This window comes from Pseudomonas sp. R11-23-07 (genome assembly GCF_003852295.1).
Classification (GTDB): domain Bacteria; phylum Pseudomonadota; class Gammaproteobacteria; order Pseudomonadales; family Pseudomonadaceae; genus Aquipseudomonas.
In genome coordinates this window covers 3388161-3401153 of record NZ_CP027761.1, presented here as the reverse complement: position 1 = coordinate 3401153, position 12993 = coordinate 3388161, and the positions used below count along the sequence as shown (strand labels likewise).

At 63.0% G+C, this 12993-nt stretch carries 12 protein-coding genes; 3 read left to right on the top strand and 9 right to left on the bottom strand.

Features of this window, described 5'->3' with window-relative positions; all coding sequences use genetic code 11:
• Positions 1-215: 215 nt before the first annotated feature.
• The 4 genes from C4J84_RS15515 to C4J84_RS15500 form a co-directional block, all read right to left on the bottom strand.
• Complete coding sequence (locus C4J84_RS15515) at positions 216-1517, bottom strand: protein kinase (RefSeq protein WP_124436326.1); 1302 nt, start codon at positions 1515-1517, stop codon at positions 216-218.
• A gap of 40 nt (positions 1518-1557) precedes the next feature.
• Positions 1558-2652, bottom strand: coding sequence for a cell division protein ZapE (gene zapE, locus C4J84_RS15510; protein ID WP_124435676.1), 1095 nt, complete (start codon positions 2650-2652; stop codon positions 1558-1560).
• A gap of 98 nt (positions 2653-2750) precedes the next feature.
• A complete protein-coding gene (locus tag C4J84_RS15505; RefSeq protein WP_124435675.1) occupies positions 2751-3488 on the bottom strand; it encodes an anti-sigma factor in 738 nt (245 codons plus the stop codon).
• Entirely contained in the window at positions 3485-3991 is a 507-nt protein-coding gene (locus tag C4J84_RS15500; RefSeq protein ID WP_124367485.1) for an RNA polymerase sigma factor, read from the bottom strand. Before C4J84_RS15500 ends, C4J84_RS15505 begins: the two co-directional genes overlap by 4 nt.
• Before the next feature lie 168 nt (positions 3992-4159).
• Here C4J84_RS15500 and C4J84_RS15495 point away from each other — a divergent pair, with 168 nt between their 5' ends.
• Positions 4160-5242 carry a catalase family peroxidase gene (locus C4J84_RS15495; RefSeq protein WP_124435674.1) on the top strand — a complete coding sequence of 361 codons (1083 nt, stop codon included), beginning with the start codon at positions 4160-4162 and terminating at the stop codon, positions 5240-5242.
• Entirely contained in the window at positions 5239-5778 is a 540-nt protein-coding gene (locus tag C4J84_RS15490) for a cytochrome b (protein WP_124435673.1), read from the top strand. The genes C4J84_RS15495 and C4J84_RS15490 overlap by 4 nt, the downstream gene beginning before the upstream one ends.
• Before the next feature lie 7 nt (positions 5779-5785).
• Here C4J84_RS15490 and C4J84_RS15485 read toward each other — a convergent pair whose 3' ends face one another.
• A complete protein-coding gene (locus tag C4J84_RS15485; protein WP_124435672.1) occupies positions 5786-6937 on the bottom strand; it encodes a M14-type cytosolic carboxypeptidase in 1152 nt (383 codons plus the stop codon).
• 463 nt (positions 6938-7400) lie between these two features.
• Positions 7401-7751 carry a DUF6124 family protein gene (locus C4J84_RS15480; RefSeq protein ID WP_124363358.1) on the bottom strand — a complete coding sequence of 117 codons (351 nt, stop codon included), beginning with the start codon at positions 7749-7751 and terminating at the stop codon, positions 7401-7403.
• A gap of 130 nt (positions 7752-7881) precedes the next feature.
• Between C4J84_RS15480 and C4J84_RS15475 the strand changes: the two genes are divergently transcribed.
• The gene (locus C4J84_RS15475) at positions 7882-8517 is read left to right on the top strand and encodes a LexA family transcriptional regulator (protein WP_124365171.1); all 636 of its coding nucleotides are present in this window, start codon (positions 7882-7884) and stop codon (positions 8515-8517) included.
• On the opposite strand, the gene C4J84_RS15470 is transcribed toward C4J84_RS15475, so the two are convergent.
• From C4J84_RS15470 to C4J84_RS15460, 3 genes are all read right to left on the bottom strand, one after another.
• Positions 8514-10439 carry an acetyl/propionyl/methylcrotonyl-CoA carboxylase subunit alpha gene (locus tag C4J84_RS15470; protein ID WP_124435671.1) on the bottom strand — a complete coding sequence of 642 codons (1926 nt, stop codon included), beginning with the start codon at positions 10437-10439 and terminating at the stop codon, positions 8514-8516. The genes C4J84_RS15475 and C4J84_RS15470 overlap by 4 nt on opposite strands.
• Positions 10436-11242: a gamma-carboxygeranoyl-CoA hydratase gene (locus C4J84_RS15465; protein WP_124435670.1), complete on the bottom strand. Its 807-nt coding sequence runs from the start codon at positions 11240-11242 to the stop codon at positions 10436-10438. Before C4J84_RS15465 ends, C4J84_RS15470 begins: the two co-directional genes overlap by 4 nt.
• 133 nt (positions 11243-11375) lie before the next feature.
• Complete coding sequence (locus tag C4J84_RS15460) at positions 11376-12983, bottom strand: carboxyl transferase domain-containing protein (protein WP_124435669.1); 1608 nt, start codon at positions 12981-12983, stop codon at positions 11376-11378.
• Positions 12984-12993: the final 10 nt, after the last annotated feature.

Here is a 12993-nt window from a genome sequence, read left to right as displayed (position 1 = left end):
CACGGGCTGCAATCCCACGCAGGAGCGTGGGAACGATCTTTGAATGTGAAATTTCAGTTTTTAACTGAAAAATTAATCCTTTAAAATCAGCGAGTTATTTTAAGTTTGATAAGAGGGGGCTTGCCCCCGATAGCAGTGGGTCAGACACGGACAGCGTGGCTGATACTCCGCCATCGGGGGCAAGTCGAATCGTCGCACCGCCCCTCCCACATTGGTTAGTGGTGTTGGAAAGATTGCAGTACGGCTTCGATAACTTTGAAGCTCGGGCGCGCCAGCACATCGGGCTGGCAGCAGCTTTTGCGCAGGTCTTCCAGTTCGTCGGGGACCGTCGTATCAACCCGCTCCAGCAACTCCCCCAACAACACCCCAAAAGCGCGTACCTCAATGCGTTGCAACGCCCTGGTTTCCAGGGTGTCCGCCGTGGCATGAAACGACGCCGCGCCGAAATCCCCCAATAAACACTCGCCCGCGCTGTTCCACAAAATATTGTGGCCGTACAGGTCGCCATGGGTAATGCCGTGCCGGTGCAGGTGCGCCGCCACCGAGGCGATGCCGCGGGCCATGCGCAGCGCCACGTCGAGGCTCAGGCGCAGGCTCGGTTCGTAGATATCCCGCGTGCAGGACGCCAGGCTCGGTAACGCCGCGAGGTTGCGGTAGCTCGGGTCGATCAGGTCCATCACCAGCGCAGCCTGGTCAGCGGGGTGGCCGACGATGCGCCCCTGCACCCTGATCAGGTTGGGGTGCAGCCCGGCGGCGATGCACGCTTGCATTTCGTGCAGCGGCGAACCGTCGCTGGTGATCGTGCCTTTATACAGTTTGACCGCGACGGGTAACGCGCGGGGCTTCCACAAGGCCTTGCGAATAATCCCCGAGGCGCCTTCGCCGAGTACGTCACCCAGTTCCAGTTCGGCCCAGGGAATATCCGCTGTCTCGTCGTCGCCGGCCATGTCCACGGCCATTTCCACCGGGTTGCCGGCATAGGCCAGCCACGTCAGGCTCGGCAGCGTCAGCAGCCAGTGCGGCAGGTGCGTCAGGCGGTTCGACGCGATGCGGATCAGCTCAAGGTTTTCGCACTGGGCCAGGCTGGGCGGCAAGTGCGTCAGTTGGTTGCCGGCCAGCATCAGCTTTTGCAGCAGCGGGCGCTGGCCGAGTTCGTCGGGTAGCTGGCTGATGCAGTTGTCGGTGAGGATCAGCCAGCGCAACTGCGGCGGCAGGGCGGCGGCGGGCACGTGGCGGATCTGGTTGGCCTTGAAGCCGATCATGCTCAGCGCGGCGCACTGGCCCAGGCATGCCGGCAGTTCGGTGAAAGCGTTATCCGAGCAGAACAGCACGCGCAAGTGTTTGAGGCGGTGCAGGTCGTCGGGCAGGCTGCTCAAGGCGTTGCCCGTGAGGTTGAGGATTTCCAGCGAGTCGGCTAGTTCGAAGATTTCCCGGGGAAACTCAGTCAGCCCGCAGGCCAGGTCCAGGCGTGTCGCACCGGCCAATTGGCCGGCCTTGAGGTGGGCGAGGGTATTGATCAACGGCGCGGTCACTCGGCAAGGGGGCGTGAAAAGGCGCTCATGATACCGGGTCGGGCGCCGGTTGCACGCTGCTCACGTGCAATTGCCCCAGGCGGCTGGCGGTACGGGCAAGGTCGATGGCCTCGCCACTCAAGGCGTGCTCCAGGGGTTGTTCACCGATCAGGATCAGCTGTTTGTCGCGGTCGTAGAGCACGTCAATCAGGTTGATGAAGCGTTGCTGCACGGCAATCGGGCAGTCGGCGAGGTGGGGCAGACCGTCGATGACCCAGTGGTCGTAATCCTGGCACAGCAACAGGTAATCCATCACGGCGGTGAGCTGTTCGCACAGGTCGTTGAAGGTGAAGGCGATGCTGCGTGCTTCACAGCGGCGGCACAGCAATTGCCGGTTGCCGACGGCCAAGGGCAGCGCCGGGCTATCGGCGGCGGGCAGGCCAAGCGCCGCACGTTGCGCCACGCTGCCGGGCCAGACGTACTGGCCAGTGCTGAAGCGCTGCTCGGCATGCGCTTGGGGCAGGCGGCGAAAATCCTCGGGAGCGCTGACTTCCAGCACGTCCATGCGCGCAGCGATCAGATCGATCACCGGCTTGAAGCGCTGGTGGTACAGCGGATTGGGCAGCAGGCCCTCGGGCGCATAGTTGGAGGTCACCAGTACCAGCACACCGCGCCGGAACAAGGCCTGGAACAAGCGGCTGATAAGCATGGCATCGCCGATATCGTGCACATGGAACTCGTCGAAACACAGCACGCGGCAGCCCGCCAGCAGTTCGTCGAGGGTGACGGCCAGCGCGTCGTTCTGCTCGCGGTGCCGGAACATGCCCCGGTGCAGTTCGGCAAAAAAGTCGTGGAAGTGCACGCGCTGCTTGGCGGTGATCGGCAGCGCCTGGAAAAAACCGTCGAGCAGCCAGCTTTTGCCGCGCCCCACCGGGCCGTGCAGGTACAGGCTGCGCGTGGGTCGGCCATCGAGCAGGTGCTGGGTCTCGCGGGCCATGGCCGCAATTGCCTGCACCTGGCCGGCACTGAGGGTGTAGCCCTGTTGCCGGGCCTTGTTGTGGAAAAACGCCGGAACAGGCGAGGCGCGCGAAACGCGATGGGTGTTGCCCAGCAGGCGGCGGATCAGGGAAAGCACGGCCAATACAGCTCACTCGTTATTGCGTTGGTCGCTTACTTTAGGGCGCCTGATGCGATTTGACCAATAGAGAAGGCGGTGCATAGCTGGCCGGACGTGGGCGTCTAGAACTTGATTTGCGGCGGGGCGGCCTGATCCACCGGGCTGACCATCGCATAGTTGTACCCGCCGCCCGACCAGTAGTCGGCCTGCAAACCGTCGGCGCTGCGACTGCCACGGGGCAGGAAGCCGTTGTTCGGGCCTGGCGGACGAATGTAGAAGCTGATGCGCCGTCCTTGCGCGTCTTCGTACAGCACCATGGCCGCCGCGCCTTGGTCGGTGGTGAGCAGGCGCCCGCTGACCGGGGTGAACCCCGCCTGGCTCAAGTCGGGCAAGCGATGGGCCTGGTTGAAATAGCGGTCGAGCCAGGCTTGCATCGTATTGCGATCCTGGGCGCTGTAGTCGGCGGGCATGATGCCGTCCTGGGCAAACAGGCGATACGCCTGCATGGCATCGGCCATCGGCAGCAGCGCTGGCTGGGCGACATCGCGGGCGTGCCAGCCGCCCATCCCGCCGAGGCTGACGGCAATCAGCAGCAGCGCCGCCGTGGCGAGGTGGCGGCGGGACTGGCGCTTGATGCGCTGGCGAATCAGCGCCGGGTCCAGTGCCGGGTTACCCGGCTGTTGCAGGGCACCGCTTAAAGAAGCGCGCAATAATTGCGCATCCTGTTGCCAGGCATGCACCTGGGCGGCCACGTCGGGGTGGCTCGCCAGCCAGGTTTCAAGTGCCCGGCGATCACTGTCGAGCAATTGGTGATCGACGTAGGCGTGTAAGTCGCGTTCGCTGGGGGGCAGGCTGATCATTTGAGTATCCGCAGGGAAGGGCTGGCAATTTCGCCATCGCTGAGTTGACGCAGGGCCTGGCGGGCGCGGGACAGGCGCGACATCACGGTACCGATGGGCACGTCGAGTATTTCGGCGACTTCCTTGTAACTCAAGCCTTCGACCGAAACCCACAGCAGCAGGGCGCGTTGCTCGGTAGTGAGCTGGTCGAAGGCTTGCAGGGTGAATTGGGCCATCACTGTGCGCTCCACCGAGGGCTGCGCATCGTCGCGGCCGGTGAAGAATTCGAGCATGCGGGCGTAGCGGCGGCTGCGCCGGTGAGCATCGAGGAATTGCCGGTAGAGGATCGAAAACAGCCACGCGCGCAGGTCGCCTTCGATGCGTTTGTCGGCCCACGCGATGATCGCCCGTTCCAGGGTGGCCTGCACCAGGTCGTCGGCGCTGCTGGCGTTACGGGTCAGGGACACGGCAAAGCGCCGCAGCCTGGGGATGAGTTCACGTAACTGTTCGTCGAGTTCATGCATGGGGGGCTGGCTGGTCGCTACGCTGGGACTAGGGAGACGTCCGGCGCTCAAGGTTATTCCATCGGTTGAAAAATAAACGCGGCCAGGGAATAGAGCCTGTTGGCGTGCGTCTTTAGTGTTCCGACCTTATGTTTTACCCCCTAAGGCCTCTGGCCCTGGAGTTCATGCATGGTAGATCACTCTTCACCGCCTCGTCCTGCGTTGAGCACTGCGAGCCTGATCGCGCGGCTTGCAGGTATTGGTGCTGTGGTTGCCGTTGTTGCCGGGGCATTTGCCTACGTCAACGGCACCCTCGACCCACAACGCCTGCGGCCAAAAACCTTGGTCAATGCCCTGGAAACCAATAACGGTGTGCACCCGGGGTTTCGGCGTAACCATGCCAAGGGCGTGTGCGTGGCCGGGTACTTCCAGAGCAATCCCGAGGTGCGCACCTACTCCAGCGCCCAGCTGTTCAACGAGGCGAAAACCCCGGTGATCGGGCGGTTTGCCTTGCCCAGCGGCAACCCTTACGCACCGGACAGCAGCGTGCCGATCCGCAGTTTTGCCGTGCAGTTCAGCCAGGCCAACGGCCAGCAGTGGCGCACCGGGATGAACAGCATGCCGGTGTTCCCGGTGGGCACGCCCGAGGCGTTCTACCAATTGCTCAAGGCCGGCGCGCCGGATCCCGCCACCGGCAAGCCGAACCCTTCGAGCATGCCGGCGTTTTTTGCCGCACACCCGGAGACCGCAGCGTTCCTGGCGTGGGTTAAAACCGCCAAGCCATCGGCCAGTTACGCGACCGAAACCTACAACGGCATCAACGCGTTTTACCTGGTGAGCGCCGACGGCAAGCGCCAGGCCGTGCGCTGGGCCGTGGTGCCACAGAGCCGCGACGCCGCCGGAGATACTGCGCCCGAGGGCGGCGACTTCCTGGAGAAAGACCTGTTGCAGCGCCTGGCTGCCGGGCCGCTAGAGTGGCAATTGAACATGACGCTGGCCAACCCCGGCGACCCGCTGGATGACGCCAGCAAGACCTGGACCGGTGAACACAAAGTGCTCAATGCCGGCACCCTGGTGTTGCAGAGCAGCCAGCCACAAGCCGACGGCGATTGCCGCGATATCAACTTCGACCCGCTGATCCTGCCCAGCGGTATCGAGGCCTCCAATGACCCGCTGCTGGCTGCACGTTCAGCCGCCTATGCCAGTTCCTACCTGCGGCGTGCCGGTGAAGTCGGCCCGTTGCACAGTGCCTCTCAGGAGTCGAAGCCATGAATGTTCAACCAAGGTTTTTCGCCCCGTTGGCGCGTTTGCTGCACTGGCTGATGGCGCTGATGGTCATCGCCATGCTGTTTATTGGCGCGGGGCTGGCGGCGTCGGTTTCCGAGCGCCACGAGTGGTTGATTCACCTGCACAAGCCGCTGGGGATCGCCATTCTGGCGCTGGTCATCGTGCGGCTGGTGGTGCGTTTTTCCACGCGCCAACCGCCGCTGCCGACGGACTTGCCGCTGTGGCAAGTGTTGGCGGCCAAGGCTTCTCACGTGGTTTTGTACGGGTTGATGCTGGTGTTGCCGTTGCTGGGCTGGGCAATGATTTCGGCCGCCGGCGACCCGGTGATGCTTAGCAGTGCCGTGCAACTGCCGGCACTGGTCTCGGCGAATGCGCCGTTGTTTGCGCTATTGCGCAAGGCCCACGGTTATCTCGCCTACCTGTTGTTCCTGACGGTGCTGGTGCATTTGGCGGCCGCGCTGTTTCATGGGTTGATCCGCCGTGACGGCGTGCTGCAAAGCATGACCGGCACCAAACACTGACCGAGCGTTAACGCACGTGGCCGATGATATCGGCCACGCTGCTCAACACATCCTTGCCCAGCTGTTTGGAGCGATCGCCGGACCAACCGGTTTTCGGGTTGGGTGCGTCGTCATTGTCTTTGAAGGGCATCTCCAGGGTCAGTGACAGGCAGTCGTATTTCTCACCCACCGCATTGCAAGCCAGGGTCATATTGGCTTCGCCGGGTAGATCACGGCTGTAGCCGTGGGTGGTCTGAAAGTCACGGGTCAGGTGGCTCAGGTTGCTGCGGAAACGGTTTTCCAAGGCTTCGATACGCGGGCTGTAACCGGGATTGCCTTCGCAGCCGGCGGTGAAGACGTAGGGGATTTCTTCGTCGCCATGGATATCGAGGAACAGGTCGACACCGTGTTTTTCCATCTGCTGTTGCACGAACAGCACTTCCGGGCTGAGCTCCTGGCTGGCGCTCTGCCAGGCGCGGTTGAGGTCTTGGCCCATGGCGTTGGTACGCAGGTGACCATGGAACGCGCCATCGGGGTTCATGTTCGGCACCAGGTACAGGTCGGCCACCGCCAGCAGCTTTTTCAGCTCGGCGTCACCGTCCTGTTGCAGGCGTTCGATGACGCCTTCCATGAACCATTCGGCCATGTGTTCGCCGGGATGTTGCTGGGCGATGATCCAGACCTTGCGGAGACCTTCGCCGCCTTTGCCACGGCGCAGCAGTTGGATATCGCGCCCCTCGACGCTCTTGCCGGTGGCCAATAGCTTGACGCCGGCGTACTTCAGGGCCTGCTCGATCAACCAGTCGTGGCGTTCGCGGCTATAAGGTTCGAAGTAGGCGAACCACGCGTGTTTTTCCCGGGTCTGGAGGCTGATATGCAGGATTTCGCCGTCAAAGCGCGACGGCACGCGGAACCAATTGACATGGTCATAAGACGCTACGGCGTTATAGCCGCTCCAGGCATGCTTGTAAGACGAGCGGCCCGCGTTGCTCAGGCGAAACGTGTGGGTGTGGCCCACGTGCATGCCTTCGGCCTTGAAGTGGAACCACTGGTAGTGCTGGCTACGAGTGTCGGGCTTGATGGCCAGCAATAGCTGGTAGGCATCGCTGGCATCCAGGACCTGGATATTGCCGCTGTCGAAAGCAGTGCTGATCTTGATGGAGGTCAAGGCCACGGTCATAGTCTGGTTGCCTGAATATGAGGATGTGGCGGCTATCTTACACAGGCGGTAGGCACATTCTGGAAGCAAAATTGTTGCACGGGGGAGGGGGCGTCATCCGTGACGCCGCCGCAGCTTAGGGTTTGTGAGATTGATTCTCAAGCGCTAAATCGCAAAGATCCGGGCTAGAGCGGTGCTGCGCCTTTCTTTTCGCGATGGGCTTTTGCTACCATGCGCGCCATCAAGCAGCACACAGTCTTCATTAGCCTGAAGCCACGCCAGGAAAAACTGGCAAAAAAAGACCCGGCCAAAGAGCCGGGTCAAAAACCGTGATTAGCCTGATGAGGAGATATTCCAAGAGTCCGACCTAAGGTCTCTTGGTCTATCGACTGATCTCGCGATCAGCTGGGTCCAATAATAATCATTATCATTTGCAAGTCAAATGTTTTTATCCGCTCGATAGAAATTTTTTCGTGCACGTCCTTTAAATGTTCGCCTGCGCCTCAGTCGCTCGCAACGACCGCTCCACCATCGCTTTCGCCATATCGATCAAGTAAACCACCGAAAACGCCAGGTCACGATGATTGCCTTGATGGCTGCTCGCCGATTCGTAGGCCGTTGCCGCAGCACTGCGCAGCAGGTCCGAGGCATGCACCAGCGCTTCTTCCTGGCTGATGCCTGGCTTGATGGTGAAAAAGGCCTCGTCCACGTCTCGCGCAGACATATCTTCTTTCAAATAATAGTCCAGCGCGCGCTGGGCGGCGCCGCTGCAGCGCATGTCATGCAGGTCAGTGTGTTCGGGTGTTTCAGGCAGATGATACGGGCTCGTCGTCATAAGGGGCGGTGCTCCGGGTGGGTGTCGAAAACCTTTATGTCGATGATAGTACGTATCGTATTTATGTCGTTTTATGGATTACTACAAACTGTTTATTGCCCTGGAAAATACGCAACGTATTGTCAGCGCCATGGATAACTGGATAGCGTTGGTGCGAGCCAACATGAAAGACCGCAAGGTCACGCAGGATGAACTGGCGGAGCGCCTGGGCATGTCCCAGGGCGGCGTCGGCCACTGGCTCAACAAGCGCCGCGTGCCGAGCCTGGCGGACATGAACCGGGTACTGGCGGAACTGGGGCTGGGCTATCTGGAGGTCGCGCTGGAGATTCGCGAGAGGGCGGACACCAAGGCGGCACTGGAGCATCACCACAACCCGTACTTTCGCTACCCGGTCAGCGATTGGAACGGCGTGTGCGAGCTGCGCGAAGCACGCGCCAGCTATGGGCCGGCACGTTTCGAATTGACGGATTACCATGCCCACGGCGACGCCTTCTGGCTGCCGGTGGTCGGCGACGCCATGACCGCGCCCAGTGGCCTGAGCATCAGCGCAGGCATGCTGATCCTGGTCGACCCGGCCATCGAGGCCGAGCCCGGTAAACTGGTGGTTGCGCAATGGCTCGACAATCCCCAGGCGACCTTTCGCCAGTTGCAAGCAGACAGCGGCCAGCTTTACCTGGCGCCGCTCAATCCCACCTATCCCAAGCTGCTGTTCACCGACGAGTGCCGCATCCTTGGCGTCGTCGTGCAAGCCACGGCGAAGTTCTAGTCCGCCGTTTCCAGCTCCACCAGCGCACTGCCTTCGGCGACCATCTCGCCCTCCTGGCAAAACAGCGCCTTGATCACACCCGCCTCAGGTGCGCGGATGCTGTGTTCCATCTTCATTGCTTCCAGTACCACCAGTTGCGCGCCGGCTTCGACGCGTTGACCGACCTCCACCAGCACGCGCACGATGCTGCCGTTCATGGGCGCGGTGAGTCCGCCTTGAGGGGAGTGGCTGGCCTCGGCCGCCGCAATCGGGTCGAACAGGCTGACCGCCTGCATCTCGCCGTCCCAGCGCAGATACACCGTGCCTTCACCGCGCACGGCCAGGTGGGAGCAGCGCACGCCCTGGTGTTCGATCACCAGTTGCTCGCCGGTGAGCTGCGACGATTGCCCGGCCAGTGTGACCAGGCGATCCTGCCCGTTACAGCTCAGATGCAGTGTGACCTGCGCCGGCAACCCCGCACGAAAGCCCCGGGTGTCTGCCCACGGCCCGTCACCGGCCGGCAGGCTCAGCATGAAAGCCGACCCCGCTGCCTGCCAGAACTCATCGTCCAGCGCGCCGGCCGCCGGCAGCAGCTCTTGCTGATAGCGCGGAATGAATCCGGTATCCAGCTCAGCCGCGGCAAAGGCCGGGTGACCAATGATGCGCCGCAGAAATCCCAGGTTGGTCTTGAGCCCGCCCACCGCACATTCGTCGAGCATGCTCAGCAAGCGCAGCCGCGCCTGCTCACGGTCCTCGCCCCAGGCAATCAACTTGCCGAGCATCGGGTCGTAGAAGGGCGAAACGCTGTCGCCTTGCTCGACGCCGCTGTCCACGCGCCGACCCGGACCGGGGTTGGGCTCGCGGTACACCGCCAAGCGTCCGGTTGCGGGCAAAAAGTCATTGGCCGGGTCTTCGGCGTACAGCCGCACCTCGATCGCATGCCCCATCAGCGGTACCTGCGCTTGAGTGATCGGCAGCACCTCGCCCTGGGCCACGCGAATCTGCCAGGCCACCAGGTCCAGGCCAGTAATCGCCTCGGTGACCGGGTGCTCCACTTGCAGGCGCGTGTTCATCTCCATGAAGAAAAACTCACCGCGCGCATCCAGCAGAAATTCCACCGTCCCCGCGCCCACATAGCCGATCGCCTGCGCCGCGCGGACCGCCGCTTCGCCCATGGCCTTGCGCTGTTCACTGCCGAGCCCCGGCGCGGGGGCTTCTTCCACGACCTTTTGATGACGCCGCTGGATCGAACAATCGCGCTCATTGAGGTACAGGCAGTTGCCGTGTTGATCGGCAAACACCTGGATTTCCACATGGCGCGGTTGCAGCAGGTATTTCTCCACCAGCATCTGCCCGTTGCCGAATGACGACAGGGCCTCACGCTGGGCCGAGGCCAGGGCTTGCGCCAACTGGCTGACATCCTCGACCACCTTCATCCCTTTGCCGCCACCGCCGGCCGTGGCCTTGAGCAGCACGGGGTAACCGATGCGCGCACAGGCCTCGCGGAAGGTCTCCAGGTCCTGGGCCTCACCGTGATAACCCGGCACCAGCGGCACGCCAGCGGTTTCCATCAGCGCCTTGGCCGCCGACTTGCTGCCCATGGCGTCGATCGCCGAGGCGGGCGGGCCGAGGAAGATCAAGCCCGCTGCCTCGATGGCCCGAGCGAACCCGGCGTTTTCCGAGAGGAAGCCGTAGCCCGGATGAATTGCCTGGGCGCCACTGGCGTGGGCGGCGGCGATCAGTTTGTCGATCTGCAGGTAACTGTCAGTGGCCTTGCTGCCGCCCAGGTCGACGCGAATATCCGCTTCGCGGCTGTGCCGGGCGTCGCGGTCGATTGCGCTGTGCACGGCCACGGTGGTCAGCCCCATCGCCTTGGCGGTGCGCATGACCCGGCAAGCGATTTCGCCCCGGTTGGCCACCAGCACGGTGGTGAGTGTGCTCATGGGCGCGGCTCCCGGGATTGCCAGCTCGGCGTGCGTTTTTGCAGAAAGGCGCGCAAGCCTTCCTGGCCCTCGGCACTTACCCGGATACGCGCGATGGCGTTTTCACAGTAGCGGCGCAGCGCCGGGGTGAGGGCGCCATTGCCCACTTCACGCAACAGGTCTTTGCTGGTGCGCATCGCCGCCGGGCTGTTTTGCAGCAGGTTGGCGACCCACTCATCCACCCGCTGGTCCAACGTGTCGGCCGGGTAGCTTTCCGCCAACAGGCCGATGTCGCGCGCGCGCTGTCCGCCAAACCGCTCGGCCGTCAAGGCATAGCGGCGGGCCGCACGTTCACCGATGGCCTGCACCACGAACGGGCTGATCACCGCCGGCGCCAGGCCGATACGCACTTCCGACAGACAGAACTGCGCGTCATCGGCGCCAATTGCCATGTCGCAGCAACTGATCAAGCCCAGCGCGCCGCCGTAGGCCGCGCCTTGCACCACCGCCAGCGTAGGGATTTTCAGCTTGGCCAGGTTGTACATCAGCTCGGCCAGCTCACGGGCGTCGTCCAGGTTAGTGTGGTAATCCAGCTCGGCTGACTGCTGCATCCAGGCCAGGTCGGCGCCGGCGCTGAAGTGTTTGCCGCGCCCGCGCAGGACCAGAAAGCGCAGGGCAGGGTCGGTCTGTACCTGGTCGAGGGCGATGATCAGTTCGCGGATCATCTGGGCGTTGAACGCGTTGTTCTTGGCTTCACGACTGAGCCACAGCGTGGCGAAGCCACGGCTGTCGGTGATCAGTTCGAGGGTGTTGAATTCGCTCATGCAAGAAGCTCCATGAAAATGAGAGGCCTCCTGTAGGAGCGAGCTTGCTCGCGAAGGTCGTCAACGATAACGCGGGTATCCAGGATGCACGCGTTGACTGGACGTTTTTCGCGAGCGAGCTCGCTCCTACAGGTTACATGCGGAACACGCCGAAGCGGCTCGGCTCGATAGGGGCATTCAGCGCGGCGGACAGCGCCAGGGCCAGCACATCGCGGGTCTGCAGCGGATCGATGACGCCGTCATCCCACAAGCGTGCGCTGGAATAATAGGGGTGGCCCTGGGTTTCATACTGGTCGAGGATCGGTTGCTTGATCGCCGCTTCATCGCTGGCACTGAATGCCAAGCCTGCGCGCTCTGCCTGCTCGCGCTTGACCTGCACCAGCACGCCCGCCGCCTGTTCGGCGCCCATCACGCCGATGCGTGCGTTGGGCCACATCCACAGGAAACGCGGGTCATAGGCGCGACCGCACATGCCGTAGTTACCAGCGCCGAAACTGCCGCCGATAATCACCGTGAACTTCGGCACCTTGGCGCACGCCACCGCCGTGACCAACTTGGCGCCATGCTTGGCGATACCGCCGGCTTCGTACTTCTGGCCGACCATGAAGCCGGTGATGTTCTGCAGGAACAGCAGTGGAGTGCCGCGTTGGCAGGCCAGCTCGATAAAGTGCGCGCCTTTTTGCGCCGCTTCGGCGAACAGGATCCCGTTGTTGGCCAGGATCGCCACCGGATAGCCGTGCAGGTGCGCAAAGCCACAGACCAGGGTGGCGCCGAACAGCGCCTTGAACTCATCGAATACCGAACCGTCCACCAGCCGGGCGATCACTTCGCGCACGTCGAACGGCTGCTTGGCATCGGCCGGGATCACGCCGTAAAGCTCTTCGCTGCTGTACAGCGGCGCCACTGGCGGACGTTGGCGCAACTCACCCAGTTTGCGCCAATTGAGGTTGGCCACGCTGCGACGGGCCAGGGCCAGGGCGTGTTCATCGTTGTCGGCATAGTGGTCGGCCACGCCGGAAATCCTGCAGTGCACATCGGCACCGCCGAGGTCTTCGGCGCTGACCACTTCGCCGGTGGCGGCCTTCACCAGCGGCGGGCCGGCGAGGAAGATGGTCGCTTGCTGGCGCACCATGATCGCTTCGTCGGCCATGGCCGGCACATATGCGCCACCGGCCGTGCACGAGCCCATCACCACGGCAATCTGCGGGATGCCCTGGGCGCTCATATTGGCCTGGTTGAAGAAGATCCGCCCGAAGTGCTCGCGGTCCGGGAACACTTCGTCCTGGCGCGGCAGGTTGGCTCCGCCGGAGTCCACCAGGTAGATGCACGGCAGGCGGTTCTGCTCGGCGATGGTCTGGGCGCGCAAGTGTTTTTTGACGGTCAACGGGTAATAGGAGCCGCCTTTGACGGTGGCATCATTGGCGACGATCATGCATTCGACGCCTTCCACGCGGCCGATGCCGGCAATCACTCCGGCGGCCGGCACGTCTTCGCCATACACCTGATGGGCGGCCAACTGGCTCAATTCGAGGAACGGCGAGCCCGGGTCGAGCAAGCGATCGATGCGCTCGCGCGGCAGCAGCTTGCCGCGTGAGGTGTGGCGTTCCTGGGCCTTGGCGCCGCCGCCTTGTTGTACTTGGGCGAGCAGGTGGTGCAGCGCGTCGACCTGTTGGCCCATCGCCGCGCTGTTGGCGATAAATTCCGCCGAGCGTGGGTTGAGCTGGGTGTGCAGGGTGGCCATGGGCGCGCTC

What these genes read in the sequence shown, in the direction of transcription:
- C4J84_RS15465 (WP_124435670.1), bottom strand. Translation starts at nt 11,242, where the DNA reads ATGAGCGAATTCAACACCCTCGAACTGATCACCGACAGCCGTGGCTTC.
- C4J84_RS15500 (WP_124367485.1), bottom strand. Translation starts at nt 3,991, where the DNA reads ATGCATGAACTCGACGAACAGTTACGTGAACTCATCCCCAGGCTGCGG.
- C4J84_RS15495 (WP_124435674.1), top strand. Translation starts at nt 4,160, where the DNA reads ATGGTAGATCACTCTTCACCGCCTCGTCCTGCGTTGAGCACTGCGAGC.
- C4J84_RS15470 (WP_124435671.1), bottom strand. Translation starts at nt 10,439, where the DNA reads ATGAGCACACTCACCACCGTGCTGGTGGCCAACCGGGGCGAAATCGCT.
- C4J84_RS15505 (WP_124435675.1), bottom strand. Translation starts at nt 3,488, where the DNA reads ATGATCAGCCTGCCCCCCAGCGAACGCGACTTACACGCCTACGTCGAT.
- C4J84_RS15490 (WP_124435673.1), top strand. Translation starts at nt 5,239, where the DNA reads ATGAATGTTCAACCAAGGTTTTTCGCCCCGTTGGCGCGTTTGCTGCAC.
- C4J84_RS15485 (WP_124435672.1), bottom strand. Translation starts at nt 6,937, where the DNA reads ATGACCGTGGCCTTGACCTCCATCAAGATCAGCACTGCTTTCGACAGC.
- C4J84_RS15475 (WP_124365171.1), top strand. Translation starts at nt 7,882, where the DNA reads ATGGATAACTGGATAGCGTTGGTGCGAGCCAACATGAAAGACCGCAAG.
- C4J84_RS15460 (WP_124435669.1), bottom strand. Translation starts at nt 12,983, where the DNA reads ATGGCCACCCTGCACACCCAGCTCAACCCACGCTCGGCGGAATTTATC.
- C4J84_RS15480 (WP_124363358.1), bottom strand. Translation starts at nt 7,751, where the DNA reads ATGACGACGAGCCCGTATCATCTGCCTGAAACACCCGAACACACTGAC.